The sequence below is a fragment of the Paraburkholderia sp. J10-1 genome, from assembly GCF_905220165.1.
GTDB lineage: Bacteria > Pseudomonadota > Gammaproteobacteria > Burkholderiales > Burkholderiaceae > Paraburkholderia.
In genome coordinates, this window is sequence record NZ_CAJMYW010000006.1 from 43,163 (window position 1) to 60,282 (window position 17,120).

Annotated in this window: 11 protein-coding genes, 1 pseudogene and 1 riboswitch; of the genes and pseudogenes, 8 read left to right on the plus strand and 4 right to left on the minus strand. The window is 64.2% G+C overall.

Annotation, left to right across the window (positions count from 1 at the left end):
* Positions 1-221 precede the first annotated feature (221 nt).
* From xdhA to U5A65_RS19800, 6 genes are all read left to right on the plus strand, one after another.
* Positions 222-1,787, plus strand: coding sequence for a xanthine dehydrogenase small subunit (gene xdhA / locus U5A65_RS19775; RefSeq protein WP_321947063.1), 1,566 nt, complete (start codon positions 222-224; stop codon positions 1,785-1,787).
* Between the two features lie 23 nt (positions 1,788-1,810).
* A complete protein-coding gene (gene xdhB, locus U5A65_RS19780; RefSeq protein ID WP_321947307.1) occupies positions 1,811-4,183 on the plus strand; it encodes a xanthine dehydrogenase molybdopterin binding subunit in 2,373 nt (790 codons plus the stop codon).
* A gap of 78 nt (positions 4,184-4,261) precedes the next feature.
* Positions 4,262-5,320 (plus strand): xanthine dehydrogenase accessory protein XdhC, encoded by a 1,059-nt coding sequence (gene xdhC / locus U5A65_RS19785; RefSeq protein WP_321913868.1) that lies wholly within the window; start codon positions 4,262-4,264, stop codon positions 5,318-5,320.
* Positions 5,321-5,360: 40 nt separating this feature from the next.
* Positions 5,361-6,434: an adenosine deaminase gene (locus tag U5A65_RS19790; protein ID WP_321913869.1), complete on the plus strand. Its 1,074-nt coding sequence runs from the start codon at positions 5,361-5,363 to the stop codon at positions 6,432-6,434.
* Between the two features lie 193 nt (positions 6,435-6,627).
* Positions 6,628-7,935, plus strand: coding sequence for a guanine deaminase (gene guaD / locus U5A65_RS19795; protein ID WP_321913870.1), 1,308 nt, complete (start codon positions 6,628-6,630; stop codon positions 7,933-7,935).
* Between the two features lie 46 nt (positions 7,936-7,981).
* Positions 7,982-8,137: riboswitch (yybP-ykoY riboswitch) on the plus strand.
* Between the two features lie 92 nt (positions 8,138-8,229).
* Positions 8,230-8,802, plus strand: a complete 573-nt coding sequence (locus tag U5A65_RS19800) for a TMEM165/GDT1 family protein (protein ID WP_321935148.1) — start codon at positions 8,230-8,232, stop codon at positions 8,800-8,802.
* Positions 8,803-8,807: 5 nt separating this feature from the next.
* Here U5A65_RS19800 and U5A65_RS19805 read toward each other — a convergent pair whose 3' ends face one another.
* From U5A65_RS19805 to U5A65_RS19815, 4 genes and pseudogenes are all read right to left on the minus strand, one after another.
* A complete protein-coding gene (locus U5A65_RS19805; protein ID WP_321935147.1) occupies positions 8,808-9,494 on the minus strand; it encodes a DUF4136 domain-containing protein in 687 nt (228 codons plus the stop codon).
* Between the two features lie 564 nt (positions 9,495-10,058).
* On the minus strand, positions 10,059-11,672 hold the full coding sequence (locus U5A65_RS19810; RefSeq protein WP_321947065.1) for a hypothetical protein: 1,614 nt from the start codon (positions 11,670-11,672) through the stop codon (positions 10,059-10,061).
* A 178-nt stretch (positions 11,673-11,850) separates the two neighbouring features.
* Positions 11,851-12,123 (minus strand): annotated as a pseudogene (locus U5A65_RS40965) (integrase core domain-containing protein); the annotation flags it as partial.
* A gap of 510 nt (positions 12,124-12,633) precedes the next feature.
* Complete coding sequence (locus U5A65_RS19815; protein WP_321947067.1) at positions 12,634-12,870, minus strand: hypothetical protein; 237 nt, start codon at positions 12,868-12,870, stop codon at positions 12,634-12,636.
* A 275-nt stretch (positions 12,871-13,145) separates the two neighbouring features.
* Between U5A65_RS19815 and pepN the strand changes: the two genes are divergently transcribed.
* Together pepN and U5A65_RS19825 are read left to right on the plus strand one after the other, a co-directional pair.
* Positions 13,146-15,836, plus strand: a complete 2,691-nt coding sequence (pepN, locus tag U5A65_RS19820) for an aminopeptidase N (protein WP_321947068.1) — start codon at positions 13,146-13,148, stop codon at positions 15,834-15,836.
* 255 nt (positions 15,837-16,091) lie between these two features.
* Positions 16,092-17,108 carry a class 1 fructose-bisphosphatase gene (locus U5A65_RS19825; RefSeq protein ID WP_321935145.1) on the plus strand — a complete coding sequence of 339 codons (1,017 nt, stop codon included), beginning with the start codon at positions 16,092-16,094 and terminating at the stop codon, positions 17,106-17,108.
* Positions 17,109-17,120 lie beyond the last annotated feature (12 nt).

The following is a 17,120-nucleotide window of genomic DNA, read 5'->3' on the forward strand; positions in this document are numbered from 1 at the left end:
GCCATCCAGGCGCGTTCGCCGCATGCAACGGCTGCGCACCGCCATTCGCGCTGTGACGGCTTCATGACCCAAGTCACATAACCCCCATCTAGCGGGGGAAATACTTTCCTGCGGCGAGCGGTGCTATCTTCGGAACTGGATGGCGATCTACGTGCGCGAGGCCGGTGTTGGCGCGCCCCTCTCGTAACGCGCGCCTGATCCGCAATGTCCCCGGGTTCACCATGACAACGCAAACCATCCGCTTCCTCCACCGAGGCGCCGTGCACGAAGTGCGCGGCCTGCCTCCCACGCGCACGGTGCTTCAGCATCTGCGAGAGGATCTGCGCGCCTGCGGCACCAAGGAAGGCTGCGCGGAGGGCGACTGCGGCGCCTGTACCGTCGTCATGGGCGAACTCGACGGCGAAGGCCGTCTCGTGCTCAAGGCCGTCAACGCCTGCATCCAGTTCCTGCCTACCCTCGACGGCCGCGCGCTCTACGCCGTCGAAGATCTGCGCCAGCCCAATGGCGCGCTGCACCCGGTTCAGCAGGCAATGGTCGATTGCCACGGCTCGCAGTGCGGTTTCTGCACACCGGGCTTTGTTATGTCCCTGTGGGCGCTCTACGAGAATCAGCCCGCCGGCGCAGGCCTGCCGACTCGCGAAGAGATCAACGAAGCGCTTTCGGGCAATCTGTGCCGCTGCACCGGCTACCGGCCGATCATCGAAGCGGCGCTGCGCATGTTCGACGAAACCTGTCACCCGCGCGTGGCGCTCGATCGCACTCGCGTCGAAGCCCAGTTGCGGGCCCTGCAGCGCACCGGCACGTTCGAATATCACGGCCCCGACGTGCGGGGCGCCGCGCACGGCGAAAGCACCTTCTACGCGCCGCGCACGCTCGAAGCCTTCGCGGCGCTGCGTGCCGCGCATCCTGACGCGCGCGTACTGGCGGGCAGCACCGATGTCGGCCTGTGGGTCACGAAGCAGTTCCGCGATCTGGGCGACCTCATCTACACCGGCAACGTCGCGGAAATGAAGATCGTTTCGCGCGACGCCCAGACGCTCACGATCGGCGCGGCCGTCCCGCTCGAAGAAGCCTACGCGGCGCTCGCCATCGACTACCCGGAACTCGCGGAACTGTGGGCGCGTTTCGCCTCGCTGCCCATTCGCAACGCGGGAACGCTGGGCGGCAACGTCGCGAACGGCTCGCCGATCGGCGACTCGATGCCCGCGCTGCTCGCGCTCGACGCCACGCTCGTGCTGCGCCGCGCGGCGCGCGTGCGCACGCTGCCGCTCGCGGCGTTCTACACGGGCTATCAGAAGAACACGCTCGAAGCGGGCGAATTCGTCGAAGCGATCCGCGTGCCGCGCCCCGCGCCGACTCTGCGCTTTCGCACCTACAAGGTCTCGAAGCGCTACGACCAGGATATTTCAGCGGTGTGCGCCGCGTTTGCACTCGACGTGCGTGAGGACGGCACACTCGCGAGCGCGCGCATCGCCTACGGCGGCATGGCCGCGATCCCGCAGCGCGCCGCGCTCGCCGAGGCGCAGCTTAGCGGCGCACGCTGGGACGAAACCAGCGTTCAGCGCGCGATGGAAGCGCTCGCCACCGACTATCGGCCGCTCACGGACATGCGCGCGAGCGGCACGTATCGTCTAAAGGTCGCACGTAACCTGCTGTGGCGCTGCTGGCTCGAAACGCGCGACGATGCGCCGCTCGCGCTGTGTGACGTCAACGCGTTCGCCTTCGCCGAAGGCGACGACGATGGCCGGGATGATCAGGACAGCGCAACCGCCGGAGTCACGCCATGAACGATCAAGCCGAACCGCTCGTCATGCGCCAGGAACAACGCGATGAGCACGCACACGAACACGCGCTCGGCGCGCCGCTGCCGCACGAGTCGGCGGACGCCCATGTGAGCGGCGAGGCGCGCTACACCGACGACATCCCCGAATTGCACGGCACCGTGCACGCGGCGCTCGGCCTCGCGCGCCATGCGCACGCGCGCATCGTCGCGCTCGATTTGGAGCGCGTGCGCTCGTCGCCGGGCGTGCTTGCGGTGCTGACGGCCGCCGACATCCCCGGCGAAAACGACTGCGGTCCCGTCGTGCACGATGACCCGGTGCTCGCAAGCGACGTCGTGCAGTACCTCGGGCAGCCCGTGTTCGCGGTGATCGCCACGAGCCACGAACTCGCGCGCCGCGCCGCGGCGCTTGCGGCAAGCGAAGACGTCGTTCGCTACGAGCCGCTGGAACCCGTTCTCAGCATCGAAGAAGCACGCAAGCGCCAGCACTATGTGCTGCCGCCGCTGCGCCTGGTGCGCGGCGCGCCCGATACAGCGCTCGCCGCGGCGCCGCATCGCCTCGCGGGAACGTTCACCGTGGGCGGCCAGGAACAGTTCTATCTCGAAGGCCAGGTGGCCTACGCGCTGCCGCAAGAGCAAACGGGCATGCTCGTCTATAGCTCGACGCAGCACCCGAGCGAGATGCAGCAAGTCGTCGCGCATCTGCTAGGCTGGCCCGCGCACCGTGTGAGCTGCGAATGCCGGCGCATGGGCGGCGGCTTCGGCGGCAAGGAATCGCAGTCGGCGTTGTTCGCTTGCGTCGCCGCGCTCGCGGCGCACAAGCTGCAGCGCCCCGTGAAGCTGCGCGCGGATCGCGACGATGACTTCATGATCACCGGCAAGCGCCACGACGCGCTCTACACCTACGAAGCGGGCTACGACGACGAAGGACGGCTCCTCGGCGCGCGCGTGGAGATCGCGCTGCGCGCGGGCTATTCCGCCGATCTTTCTGGCGCGGTCGCCACGCGCGCGGTTTGTCACTTCGACAACGCCTACTATCTTCCGGACGTCGAAATCGTCGCGCTCTGCTGCAAGACGAACACGCAGTCGAACACCGCGTTTCGCGGCTTCGGTGGCCCGCAGGGTGCGCTCGTGATGGAGGTCATGCTCGACGAAATCGCGCGGACGCTTGGCCGCGATCCGCTCGATGTGCGGCGCGCGAACTACTACAGCATTGGCGAGCGCGACGTCACGCCATACGGCCAGCGCGTGGAGGACAACGTGCTCGCGCCGCTCACCGACGATCTGCTCGCGTCGAGCCGCTATCGCGAACGACGCGCGGCCATCGACGCGTATAACCGCACGAGCCCCGTGCTCAAGCGCGGCATGGCGCTCACGCCGGTCAAGTTCGGCATCTCGTTCAACGTGCCGCATCTGAACCAGGCGGGTGCGCTCGTGCATGTGTACCGCGACGGCTCCGTGCTCGTGAACCACGGCGGCACCGAAATGGGCCAGGGGCTCAACACCAAGGTCGCGCAGGTCGTGGCGGGCACGCTCGGTTTGCCGCTCGCACGCGTGCGCGTGAGCGCCGCCGATACGTCGAAAGTGGCCAATACGTCGGCCACGGCGGCGTCCACGGGCAGCGACCTCAACGGCAAGGCCGCCGAGGACGCTGCGCTCACGATCCGCGCGCGCCTCGCGGCGTTCGCGGCGGCACAATACGGCGGCGCGCCCGAAAATGTCGCGTTCGAAGGGGGCCTCGTGCGGGCAAACGGCCAGGCGATCGCTTTTGCAGAATTCGTCGAACTCGCGTATATGAAGCGCGTGCAATTGTGGTCCGATGGCTTCTACGCCACGCCCAAAGTGCATTGGGACGCGCGCACGCTCACCGGCCATCCGTTCTACTACTTCGCCTATGGCGCGGCGGTCTCGGAAGTGGTCGTCGATACGCTCACCGGCGAATGGAAGCTCGTGCGCGCCGACGTGCTGCACGACGCAGGCCAGTCGATCAATCCGGCCATCGATCTCGGCCAGGTGGAAGGCGGCTTCATCCAGGGCATGGGCTGGCTCACGACCGAGGAGCTTTGGTGGAACCGCGACGGGCGGCTCATGACGCACGCGCCGTCCACGTACAAGATCCCGGCGGTGAGCGACACGCCGGAGGCGTTCATCGTGAAGCTGTATCGCAGCGGCGGCAACGACAATGTGGAGCCTACCGTGTTCCGCTCGAAGGCCGTGGGCGAGCCGCCCCTGCTTTTGCCGTTCTCGGTCTTTCTCGCGATTCGCGACGCCGTGGGCGCGGCGGTGCCCGAGGCGCGCGAGGCTGCCCCGCTGCGCGCGCCCGCGACGCCCGAAGCGATTCTCGATGCGCTGGACGCGCTGCGAGCGAGCGAACCCGCGGCGCTTCACACGCTCCAATCGTGAGGCGCGGTCGAAACAAGGCCACGAAGATTAACCGGCGGTACAGGCTACAACGTGCCGCCCCGTAGGGAGAACCGCCAGATGCAAGCCTGGCTTTCCGATCTGCAGCAACTGCTCGCGCACGGCGACGCCGCCGTGCTGGTCACCGTTGCGCGCGTCGAGGGATCGGCGCCGCGCGAGGCCGGCACGAAGATGATCGTCACGCGCGAAGCGGCCCGCCACACCATTGGCGGCGGCCACCTCGAATGGAAGGCCATTGAAATCGCGCGCCAGGTGCTGCGCGACGGCATGCGCACGCCGCACGCGCGGCGCCTCGAGCGCCTCGCGCTCGGGCCGAGCCTCGGCCAGTGCTGCGGCGGCGCCGTGGTGCTCGCGTTCGAGCGCCTCGACGTGGCCGACCTCGGCTGGCTCGCCACGCTCGCGCGCCGCCTCGCGGCAGGCGCGTCGACCGTGCGTAGCGTATCATTCCGCTCCTCGCGGAACGGGAGCCCCGAGGGCGAAGGCACCGCAGCCGATCCGGCCATGCTCTCCGAGCCGGAAGCGGGCGTGGAAGCGCCCGACTGCCTGCTTTGGGAAACGGGCGGCACGCTGCTCCTCACCGAGACGATCGCGCCGAACGACTTTCCCGTCGTGCTGTTCGGCGCGGGCCATGTGGGCGCGGCGCTCGTGCGCGTGCTCGGCACGCTGCCCTGCCGCGTGCTGTGGGTCGACGAGCGCGACGCCGCGTTTCCGACGCCCGAGGCATTCGCGCTGCTGGGCGCGCCCAACGTCGCGATCGACGCCAACGACGCGCCCGACGAAGCCGTCGACACCGCCCCACCCGGCACCAGTTTCATCGTGATGACGCACGATCATTCGCGCGACCTCGATCTCGCCGAGCGCATCCTGCGCCGCGGCGACTTCGTGTTCTTCGGCATGATCGGCTCGCACACGAAGCGCAAGCAGTTCGAGCACCGGCTCGCCGCACGCGGCATCGACCCCATGCAGATCGCGCGCATGAACTGCCCGCTCGGCGTGGACGGTATCGTCGACAAGTCGCCTGAAGTCATCGCCGTCTCGGCCGCCGCGCAACTGCTGCAGGCCATCGAGGCAGCGAAGCTGGCGAGCGCGGCGCATGTTCCCGCCACCCATTCCGCGTGATGTCAAACACTGAAGAACCCATAAGCGAATCGAAACGAACATGACGATCACGATCCCGGCCAACCCCGCCGCCAACACCGCCGCGAGCGCAACGGCACTCGTCGAAAAGGCCGCCAACGCGCCGAAGGCGGAGCTGCACATCCATATCGAAGGCTCGCTCGAACCCGAGCTGATCTTCGCGCTCGCACAGCGCAACAACGTGAAGCTCGCGTACGACTCGATCGACGCGCTGCGCGCCGCCTATGCGTTCACCGACCTGCAGTCGTTTCTCGACATCTACTACGCAGGCGCGAGCGTACTGCTCACGGAGCAGGACTTCTACGACATGACGATGGCGTACTGCGAGCGCGCGCTCGCCGACAATGTCGTGCACACCGAAATATTCTTCGACCCGCAAACGCATACCGAACGCGGCGTGCCGATCGAAACCGTGGTCGCGGGCATCGACCGCGCGCTCGCCGACGCCGAAAAGCGCGGCCTCACGAGCAAGCTGATCCTGTGCTTCCTGCGCCACCTGAGCGAAGCCGATGCGCTCGCCACCTTCGACGCCGCGCAGCCGCTTTTCGCGCGCCATGCGCGCCTGATCGGCGTGGGCCTCGACTCGTCCGAGCGCGGCCACCCGCCCTCGAAGTTCGAGCGCGTGTTCGAGAAAGCACGCGCGATGGGCCTGAAGCTCGTCGCGCACGCGGGCGAGGAAGGCCCGCCCTCGTACATCTACGAAGCGCTCGATCTGCTCAAGGTCGATCGCGTCGATCACGGCGTGCGCAGCATTGAAGATCCTGCGCTCGTCACGCGTCTGGCCGACACACGCGTGGCCCTGACCGTGTGCCCGCTTTCGAACACCAAACTGTGCGTGTTCGACGACATGACGCAGCACACGCTCAAGCAATTGCTCGACAAAGGCGTTGCGGTGACCGTCAATTCCGACGATCCCGCCTACTTCGGCGGCTACGTCAACGAGAACTACCGCGCCATCATCGAAGCGCTCAAGCTCGACGACGACGAGGTGTACACGATCCTGCGCAACGGCTTCGAGGCTTCGTTCGTGACGCCCGAAGAGCGCGCCGCGCTGATCGCGAAGCTCGACGCGAACTGGAAGCGCACAACGGCTTAAAGCGTGCACTAACGCGCGAACAAAAACGCGGACTCGTCCGCACAGCAAGCCCCAGCCCGGGCTGTCACACGAATCCGGTCCAGCGCGCGAGCGCCGGACCGTGGGCCCTCTCGCGCCTCGTTTTCAGGAGCGGCGCGCGACATGCGGGGCATGCATTGGACGAATACCTGAATTTATCGGAGACGAAGTTCCCATGACTCAATCGGCTTACCGCGCAAAACTGTTGACGTTCACCGGCGATCCCGCGCAATCGTCCGACGCCGCGGTCTTCAACGAAGACGGCGTCGTGATCGTCGAAGACGGCCACGTGCTCGCCTCGGGCGCGTGGTCCGCGCTCACGTCGCGCGTGAGCGAAGGCGCAACAGTCCATGACCTGCGCGACAAGCTGATCGTGCCGGGCTTCATCGACACGCACATCCACTATCCGCAGACGGACATGATCGCGTCGCCCGCGCCGGGCCTCCTGCCGTGGCTGGACACCTACACGTTCCCGACCGAGCGCGGCTTCGAAAACGAAGCGGTGGCGCAGGACACGGCGCGCTTTTTCGTCGATGAACTGCTCGCCTGCGGCACGACCACGGCGCTCGTGTATTGCACCGTGCACAAGCAGTCCGCCGATGCGCTCTTCACCGCGAGCGAAGCGAAGAACCTGCGCATGGTCGCGGGCAAGGTGCTGATGGACCGCCATTGCCCCGAGTTCCTGCGCGATACGCCGCAAACGGGCTACGACGACAGCGCCGAGCTGATCGAGCGCTGGCACAACCGCGGGCGCCAGATGTACGCGCTCACGCCGCGCTTTGCGCCCACCTCGACCGAAGCGCAGCTCGAAGCGTGCGGCGCGCTCGCGAAGGCGCACGGCGACATCTTCATCCAGAGCCATGTGGCTGAAAACCCGGATGAGGTGAAGTGGGTCAAGGAACTGTTCCCGGGTCATCGCAGCTACCTCGATGTGTACGATCACTACGGACTCCTGCGCAAGCGCGCGGTGTACGGCCACTGCATCTGGCTCGACGACGAAGACCGCCGCCGCATGGCGGACACCGGCACGGTTGCCGCGCACTGCCCGACCTCGAACCTGTTCCTCGGCAGCGGACTGTTCGACTTCGACAAGGCGGGCGCATCGTCGATGCCCGTGACGCTCGCCACCGACGTGGGCGGCGGCACCTCGTTCTCGATGCTGCAAACCATGAACGAGGCGCACAAGGTCGCGCGCATGGGCGGCCACCATCTCACGGCCACGCGCATGTTCTGGCTCGCGACAGCGGGCGCGGCCCACGCGCTCGATCTCGCCGACAAGATCGGCACGCTCGCGCCCGGCAGCGAAGCGGACTTCGTCGTGCTCGATGCGCAGTCCACGCCGCTGCTCGCGCGGCGTACGGCGCGCGCCGAATCGCTGGAAGAATTGCTGTTCGCGCTCGCCCTGCTCGGCGACGACCGCGCCGTGTTCGAGACGTACGCGGCGGGCAAACGCGTGCACAGCCGCGACGGCGCGCACCGCTGAAAGCCCCGCCCGGCGCGGGTTGCAGGGAAAACCTGCATGGTATAATCCGCGCCTCATTGGGGAGTAGCCGCCTCCGAATCGCGCCACAGTGCCGCAGCGCCGGTCTCAAGACCCCGCGCTTGCCGCGCGCGAATTCGCGGGGGCGTCCGTCAACAGACTTGGCCTGCGCGGCCATGGCGGACGCAGCCTTTATCCCGGGCCTGGCGAGACCGATGACCCATGACCGCCGCAACAGGGCCCGGCGGTGCGTGGGTCGTCGCTCGCACACACCACGGCCCGAGGATCCACCACAACGTGAACCAAGCTTTTCTGGTTTCCACCGGAGCCGTCGCGCTCGCCGAAATTGGCGACAAGACACAGCTGCTCTCGCTCGTGCTCGCGGCGCGCTACCGCAAACCCGTGCCGATCATTCTCGGCGTGCTCGTCGCCACGCTCGTCAACCACTCGGGCGCGGGCGCGCTCGGCACGTGGCTCGGCGCGCTCGTCACGCCCGGTGTGATGCGCTGGGCGCTCGCCGCCTCGTTTGTCGCCATGGGGCTGTGGATTCTCGTGCCGGACAAGCTCGAAGAAGGCGAAGCGAGCGTGAACCGCTCGCAGCTTGGCGTATTCGGCGCGACGGTCGTGACCTTCTTTCTCGCCGAGATGGGCGACAAGACGCAGATCGCCACCGTCGCGCTCGCCGCGCGCTTTCACGACTTCTTCGGCGTGGTGGCCGGCACGACGCTCGGCATGATGATCGCGAACGTGCCTGCAATCCTGCTCGGCGACCGCTTCGCCCACAAGCTGCCGACGAAGCTCGTGCATGCGATTGCGGCGGTGCTGTTCGTCGTGCTCGGCGTGCTCGCGATTCTGGGCGTGGGGTTCTGACGTGCCTATTTGGCGGGTGCGGCTGCGGCACCCTGCGCCGCTGCAGGCGAGGCCGCACTGGTCTCGTTCGGTGCACCGCCGCCCTTGCCTAGCGGAATCTTGACCTCCGTCACGGTGCCGTTAGCTAGAGGGAAATTCCCCAGCGCGCTCTGCACGAGAAAGGGCATCACGCGCACGAGCGACGGATCGTCGCCGGAAGTGCGCGCAGTCACGTTGTAGACCTCCTTGCCGCTCGCCCTTTCGGTGATGCGAATGCCGAGCGCATGCGAATACACCGGATAGGTCTGGTTCACGTAGGCGGGCTGATACGGTCCCCACGCGCCCCACGGGTTCCAGGGGCCCCAGTACGGGCCCGGCCAGGGGTTGTAGAACACGGGCTGCGCAACCGTCACCGTGTCGGTGCGGCTGCCGTAAGCGAGCCCCACGAGGTAGTGCGCCTGCGGTTCGGCCACGAGGCGGAACGCATGCGTCGCGAGCCCGTTGGCGACGAACTGCTCGTAGGTGCTCTGCTCGATGCTCTGGCTCTGCTCGGCGCTGCGTGTGAACGCAAAGGTGCGCGTGGCGTCGCTGCCGCCGTCCCATGCGGAGAAAGCGGTCACCTGGCTCGTCACGTAAGTCGTGCAGCCGGAGAGCGTGAGTGCGAGCGCCGCCAGCATCAGTAGGGCGCGGCGGGTCCATCGGTCGTGCATCATGGTCTTCTCGTCTTCATTCAGTTGGAAAGGTGCAGTCGTGGGGGCCGCTCTCTCCGATACAAATTCAACGACCTGTATACGTTTCCCTTTAGGGTCAGGGAGATGCATTCATTTTCTGTCCAATAATCTGCGGCCAGAAGTGGGACTTCACCGCCATACAAATCAAGAACTTACGACACCATTCGGAATACGTATCTAGAGCGCAGCGATCATGCTTCGTCGCCAATTTAACAATTCGAGAGTCACAGACATACAGTATTCTTATACAGAACGACCTTGGCCCAGAAAGCCGCTCCGTTTGAAACTGGAAAAATCCGGCATGATGTTGCCCCCCGTCGGGAGGTCATGCCGTAAAGAAGGGCTGGCCGGTCCACTCTGTTGTCAAAGCCGTGTCTGCCGGGCGGTCTTGCCATTGTATGCGCCGCGTCCGACTAACCAACGAGCGAATTAGAAAGAGCGGCCCGCGCCCGTCCAAGCAAGGCCGCAAGTTACTCATTCAGGCGAGAAGCACACCATAGCATTCTCTCTCACTTTGAAGAGATACCAATTGCCTATGGAGAAGCTCTAAATGGGACATGCAAACAAATCGTCAAAAGAAACTGTGCCCACCATATGCGTCGCATAGCACGAGAGGCGAAGGGTCGCAACGCCAGTGGGCACGATTACGCGCCCCCCAATCTGCGCATACCCGCCGGTGGAAGCGCTATAGGTACCCAGATTCAAATCTCCGACGATCAAACCTGCTTGTGTAATCAACTGGACTCGAATCGACGCATACCCAGTCTGTCCCGCCTGAACTACTGCAGCAACATTCACCCATCCGGCAACAAGAATCGCCTCACCAGCGCGTGCAGCCACATCCTGGCTGGCCGAACATCCGGAATTGCCATTGGTCAACGAGAGCGTCAGACAGCTAGTGCCACTATGTGCACCAATAGTCGAAATCGCTACACTGTTACCCGTCGAGCCGTTAAGCGTCCAGCCGTCTAGTGTACCGCTTTCAAAGCTACCGTTATAAAGCAAACTATTTCCAGCATATGGGTTGGCGAGTCCCGGCTGTTGATTGGAGCCAGTATCTGCATCACCACGAACGGAGACATTTTGCGGAACTCCGCTTTCCACTACTGCTATCGAAGTGTTATAGCGGTTATAGGCTGCGATAAGGCCAACGAAGTAGAGCGACACTCCCCCGTTAAGACCAATGAAATACGGCCTTCCACTCACATTTTCAGTCGGTATATAGTTTCCTGATGCCCCCCCGTTGCCACTCCCAAAACTACCGCCATAAATTTCAAGGCGTGTTGATGGCATCTGGGCTGACTTGAATATTCTGAAGTGCGGATTGTTGTTGTTGTTTTCAAAGTGGCAACCATAGAAAGCCCATCGGCCACTCTGAAGATACCCAAGAGAATCGCAGTAATCCAGCGAATGACCGTGAATGTTGTAATCGCCGTTTGTCGTTCCGTCTTCATACAAGGCGACGGCCGTACCTGCTGAATTAACGCAGTTGGCAGTCACACCGCCGTATATCGAGAAATTCTCGCCCGTATCGGTCGTGCGCGTGAAACGCCAGCCCCGACGCCACGCCTTGCCAACGTGGGGCTTCTCCAACTTGTTTAGATAAACATGAGCACCGCCGACAACGACACAATCCCGGAATCCCTCCGACCAAACGCGAACATCCATCTCACTGACTTGACCGAAATCACCGGTTATCAATACCCCATCCAGCACCGTGTACTGGTTCATCGGTATGTTTGGCGGCTTGCTAGCCTTCCGGCCACCATAAGGGCCTTCAACCGCAATACTCCACTGCCAACCGATATCCGATACCTGTGAAGCGTCGGCGCAGATAACCGCGCAGGGATAGCAAGGGTCATTGTTATAGTTAAACGCATCGGCTTTGAATCCATCAGAACTCACGAAACGCGCGCCATTCATTCGCAGAATTGCCGGGACTCGAACGTAAACTGTACTCGATATGAGATAGCGCTCCCAACCCTGACATTCAATCACGCACCTAGCACTTTCCGCATAATTCAAGGCAGCCTGCACAGAACTCGTCACATCCGTAGAGCCAGTCGCGTCGCAGCCGAAATCGGCAAATGAGATACGCTCACGTACCTTGTCTTGCATTGTCCGGGTCACGGTACCTGCGCCTGCCTGCAGGAAACTCACGTCCGTTCCATCAACGTTCACTTGACTCGTTGTCAGGCTATTAGAAGGCATTATCGCCTCTGTGAAATTTGGGGTCTGATAATGCTACGCCACCAATTCAGATACACCACTGAGGTTCATCAAATTCATTGCTACTTCTGGCTATAGAGCAGCATCCACCTCCCCGATCAAGTGGCTCTCAGTTGACCTTCCCCCACTGGGGACACCATTCGCAACTTAGCGGACTCGGCTGCTTTCGGTTGATGCAGTTTCCGAAATTGGTCCAGCGCCAGTTGCCCCAAGACACTATGTGCGTGCGCACCGAGTTGTAGTCCTTGCGCCATGCTTCGATTCGCTTGCGTGCACCATCCAGGCTGACGATCGCATACTCGTTCAAACCCTCTTCGCGCAGTCGGCCGTTAAAGCGCTCGATGCGCGCTTTTTCTGCCGGCTTCCCCGGGCGAATAAACTGCGGCTTGGCGCCTTGTTTGTGTGCCCATGCGTCGAGCGCCTTGCTGAAGAACTTCGCCCTTTTGTCGACCTAAAGCACATTCGGCAGTTGTCCTTGCTACAGTAGTGGCACCAGCACGCGCGCCACGCGAATGCCCTTCAAGGAGAAGTCGACCACAATGTACGGGCATTCGCGGTTCCACGCATCAATGATGGTCAACATGCGAATACGCCGGCCGCGCCAGCGCATCCGAGCGAAGTCCATCACCCGGCTTTCGTCGGCACCGTTAGGCGTTGGGCGTTGGGTTGGCATGATCACAGGCAGATGAGTCGGACGCTTCAGGCGAAGCGACAGGCCTTCTGCGCGGTAGAGCCGCTCAGTCCGCGTGGTTCTGGACGCACCCCTTCCGAAGCCACAAGACGTGTAGGCGGGGCAAGCCAAACAATGACCGCTCCTGTGCTAGCTTGCGCAACCGCTTCCGCGCACCGTGGTCGGCGTCAGGCCGTACCAGCCGCCGGAACATCCGGCGCCTCAGGCCAATGAACGCGCATGTCCGGCGCTCCGAACAGAACTCACTTCTTTCTGAGAACGTCCTTCAGAGCGTGGATGTCCAGCGCCTGGCCGGCCACCAGCCGCTTGAGTCGCTGTTTTTTCTCTTCCAACTGCTGATATTGCCGTGCTTGCAACACAGTCGGCGACCTTCATGCCTGCATCGGCGTCCTTCAGCACCCCAATAACCTGCTCTTCGCTGAATCGCGACTTCTTCATGACAAGGTTTCTCCTGAAGCCTTACCACGAACTTCACAATGGGATATTTCAGAGGGGGAAGATCACAGGGCCTGATCATACTGACTCGCGGCGCAGCGCGAAAGTTCGCGGGCCGAGCCCTGACGGACAAAGCGGCCCGAGCCTTTGTACAATGGGGCGAACCGCCGTGCTCCCGCGACGGCAGGCAGCGCCCTGCGGGCGCCCACGCCGCCGCGGCCGGCCAATCCGATCCACACGATCGATCCACACCGATCCGACACGCCCCTATCCAGACCATGTCCGATACTGCCACGCCCACCGTGATCCGCCGCGAAGACTACGCACCGCCCGCGTTTCTGATCGATACCGTCGACCTCGAATTCGACCTCGCGCCCGAGCGCACGGTCGTCAAGAGCACGTTGCGCGTGCGGCGCAATCCCGACGCGCAACCCACCGCGCATCTCGAACTCATGGGCGAGCAGCTCGAATTCATCGGCGCGGCGATCGACGGCAAACCGTACGCGAACGTGCGCACGCACGAGCACGGCCTCACGGTCGAGAACGTGCCCGAGGCGTTCGAGCTCACGCTCACCGGCGCGTGCGACCCGGCCGCCAACACCACGCTCTCGGGCCTTTACGTGTCGAGCGGCAACTTCTTCACGCAGTGCGAGGCCGAGGGCTTTCGCCGCATCACCTGGTTCCTCGACCGCCCCGACGTGATGGCGACCTACACGGTCACGCTGCGCGCCGACAAGCTCGCCTACCCGGTATTGCTCTCGAATGGCAACCTGATCGCGCAAGGCGACCTGGCCGACGGCCGTCACTATGCGAAATGGGAAGACCCGTTCCGCAAGCCGAGCTATCTGTTCGCGCTCGTGGCGGGCAAGCTCGTGGCGCTGGAAGAACGCATCCAGAGCGGCTCGGGCAAGGAAAAGCTGCTGCAGGTGTGGGTCGAGCCGCACGATCTCGACAAGACGCGCCACGCGATGGACTCGCTCGTCCACTCGATCCACTGGGACGAGCAGCGCTTTGGGCTCGAACTCGACCTCGACCGCTTCATGATCGTTGCCGTGAGCGACTTCAACATGGGCGCGATGGAGAACAAGGGGCTCAACATCTTCAATACGAAGTACGTGCTCGCCAATCCCGAAACGGCCACCGATGTCGACTTCGCAAACATCGAAGCCGTGGTCGGCCACGAGTACTTTCACAACTGGACCGGCAACCGCGTGACCTGCCGCGACTGGTTCCAGCTGAGCCTGAAGGAAGGCCTCACGGTGTTCCGCGACCAGGAATTCTCGGCGGCGATGTCGGGCGGCGATGAAAACGAAGCTGCGCGCGCGACCAAGCGTATCGAGGACGTGCGCGTGCTGCGCCAGATGCAGTTCGCCGAAGACGCGGGCCCGATGGCACACCCGGTGCGACCGGAGAGCTACGTCGAGATCAACAACTTCTACACGATGACCGTCTACGAGAAAGGCTCGGAAGTCGTGCGGATGTATCAAACGCTGCTCGGTCGCGACGGGTTCCGCAAGGGCATGGACCTGTACTTCCAGCGCCACGACGGCCAGGCCGTGACCTGCGACGACTTCCGCCACGCGATGGCCGACGCCAATGGCCGCGACCTCGCGCAGTTCGAGCGCTGGTACAGCCAGGCGGGCACGCCGCGTGTGAGCGTGACGACGAGCTACGACGAAGGCACGCGCTGCTACAGCGTGACGCTCACGCAGGGCTACGCCAACGGCTCGCCCGCCGCGCGCGAAACGCAAAAGGGCCCGCTGCACATTCCGTTTGCAATCGGCCTGATCGGCCCGGACGGCGCGGACCTGCCGCTGCGCCTCGAAGGCGAAGCCGCCGCGCACGGCACGACGCGCGTGCTGGAGCTGACCGACACGCAGCAGACCTTCACGTTCGCCGATGTGATGGCCAAGCCCCTGCCCTCGCTGCTGCGCAACTTCTCGGCGCCGGTCATCGTCGATTACGACTATGGCAATGACGAACTCGCTTTCCTGCTCGCGCACGACAGCGACGCGTTCAACCGCTGGGAAGCGGGCCAGCGCCTCGCGACGCGCGAACTGCTCGCGCTTGCTGCTCGCGCCGCCGCGGGCCAGCCGCTCGAAATCAACAGCGCGCTCGTCGATGCGTTCCGCCGCGTGCTGACCGACGAATCGCTCTCGCCGTCGTTCCGCGAGCTTGCGCTCATGCTGCCTTCGGAAACCTATCTTGCCGAGCAGATGGCCGAATCCGACCCGGCCGCCGTGCACGCGGCGCGCCAGTTCGTGCGCAAGCAACTGGCAACCGCACTGCAACGCGAGTGGCTCGCGGCCTATGAGCGCAATGTCACGCCGGGCGCGTACGAGCCGACGCCCGAGGCGGCCGGACACCGCGGTTTGAAGAACCTTGCGCTGTCCTATCTCTCGGAACTCGACGATGCCGCACAGGCGGTGCGCCTCGCCACGGCGCAATATGACGCGGCGAACAACATGACCGATCGTTCGGCGGCGCTTTCCGCACTGTTGAACGTGCAGGCGGCCGGCGGCGGCGACGTCGCGCGCAAGGCGCTCGAAGACTTCTATGTGCGCTTCGAGAAGGAACCGCTCGTCATCGACAAATGGTTCGCATTGCAGGCCACGCAACGGGGCACGGCGCAACGCCCGACCATCGAGACGGTGCGCGCGCTCATGGGTCACCCGGCGTTCAACATCAAGAACCCGAATCGCGCCCGCTCGCTGATCTTCAGCTTCTGCGCCGCGAACCCCGCGCAGTTCCACGCCGCCGACGGCTCGGGCTACGCGTTCTGGGCCGACCAGGTGATCGCGCTCGACGCACTCAATCCACAGGTCGCGGCGCGTCTCGCTCGCAATCTCGAACTGTGGCGCCGCTTCACGCCCGCACTGCGTGACGCGATGCGCGCGGCGCTGGAGCGTGTAGCCGCTGAAGCCAAATCGCGCGACGTGCGCGAGATCGTCGAAAAAGCGCTGGCTTGATCAGACGAAACGAGGCGCAACGCGCGGTGCCTGATCCGCACCGCGCGCCAACCCACGAACCGGCCTTAGGCCGGTTTTTTTGCGCATTTTTTTCGTGATTATTTTCAGCGGCGCGACTACACCCGCCACCGGGCGAAAAGCCGCACCAGCAAGCCGGGCCGCGCCCCGGCGCTTTATTTTGCGCGGCTGTGCGACGGGCGGTCACAGTCGAGCGGGTAGAATTGCGCTATTCCCAAGCGTATCCGGAGTACTGCAATGGCTTTGCAACGTCGCACCACCCTCACCAAGTACCTGATCGAGCAGCAGCGCCAGCACAGCAACCTGCCCGCCGATCTGCGTCTTTTGATCGAAGTCGTCGCGCGCGCGTGCAAGGCGATCAGCTTCAACGTCAGCAAGGGCGCGCTTGGCGACGCGCTCGGCACGGCCGGCAGCGAGAACGTCCAGGGCGAAGTGCAGAAGAATCTCGACATCCTCTCGAACGAGATCCTGCTCGACGCCAACGAATGGGGCGGCAACCTCGCCGCGATGGCCTCGGAGGAAATGGAAACGTTCTTCCCGATCCCGGCCAACTATCCGAAGGGCGAATACCTGCTGGTGTTCGATCCGCTCGACGGCTCGTCGAACATCGACGTGAACGTGTCGATCGGCACGATCTTCTCGGTGCTGCGCTGCCCGGACGGCCAGCAGGCGACCGAAGAATCGTTCCTGCAGCCCGGCACGAAGCAGGTCGCGGCCGGCTACGCCGTGTACGGCCCGCAAACCGTGCTCGTGCTCACCACGGGCAACGGCGTGAACTGCTTCACGCTCGACCGCGAACTGGGCTCGTGGGTGCTCACGCAGAGCAACATGCGCATTCCGGAAGACACGCGCGAATACGCGATCAATGCATCGAACGCACGCCACTGGTATGAGCCGGTGCAGCAGTACATTGGCGAGCTCAACGACGGCAAGGACGGCCCGCGCGGCGAGAACTTCAACATGCGCTGGATCGCCTCGATGGTCGCCGACGTGCACCGTATCCTGAACCGCGGCGGCATCTTCATGTACCCGGCCGACAAGCGCGACCCGTCGAAGCCCGGCAAGCTGCGCCTGATGTACGAAGCGAACCCGATGTCGTTCATTGTCGAGCAGGCGGGCGGCATGGCGACCAACGGCGAGGAGCGCATTCTCGACATCCAGCCGAAGAGCCTGCATGAGCGCGTAGCCGTGTTCCTCGGCTCGAAGAACGAGGTCGAACGCGTCACGCGCTACCACCACGAAGCCAAAAAATGAAAAAAGATGAGG

What these genes read in the sequence shown, in the direction of transcription:
- xdhA (WP_321947063.1), top strand. Translation starts at nt 222, where the DNA reads ATGACAACGCAAACCATCCGCTTCCTCCACCGAGGCGCCGTGCACGAA.
- xdhC (WP_321913868.1), top strand. Translation starts at nt 4,262, where the DNA reads ATGCAAGCCTGGCTTTCCGATCTGCAGCAACTGCTCGCGCACGGCGAC.
- U5A65_RS19825 (WP_321935145.1), top strand. Translation starts at nt 16,092, where the DNA reads ATGGCTTTGCAACGTCGCACCACCCTCACCAAGTACCTGATCGAGCAG.
- U5A65_RS19790 (WP_321913869.1), top strand. Translation starts at nt 5,361, where the DNA reads ATGACGATCACGATCCCGGCCAACCCCGCCGCCAACACCGCCGCGAGC.
- U5A65_RS19815 (WP_321947067.1), bottom strand. Translation starts at nt 12,870, where the DNA reads ATGAAGAAGTCGCGATTCAGCGAAGAGCAGGTTATTGGGGTGCTGAAG.
- guaD (WP_321913870.1), top strand. Translation starts at nt 6,628, where the DNA reads ATGACTCAATCGGCTTACCGCGCAAAACTGTTGACGTTCACCGGCGAT.
- pepN (WP_321947068.1), top strand. Translation starts at nt 13,146, where the DNA reads ATGTCCGATACTGCCACGCCCACCGTGATCCGCCGCGAAGACTACGCA.
- U5A65_RS19805 (WP_321935147.1), bottom strand. Translation starts at nt 9,494, where the DNA reads ATGATGCACGACCGATGGACCCGCCGCGCCCTACTGATGCTGGCGGCG.
- xdhB (WP_321947307.1), top strand. Translation starts at nt 1,811, where the DNA reads ATGCGCCAGGAACAACGCGATGAGCACGCACACGAACACGCGCTCGGC.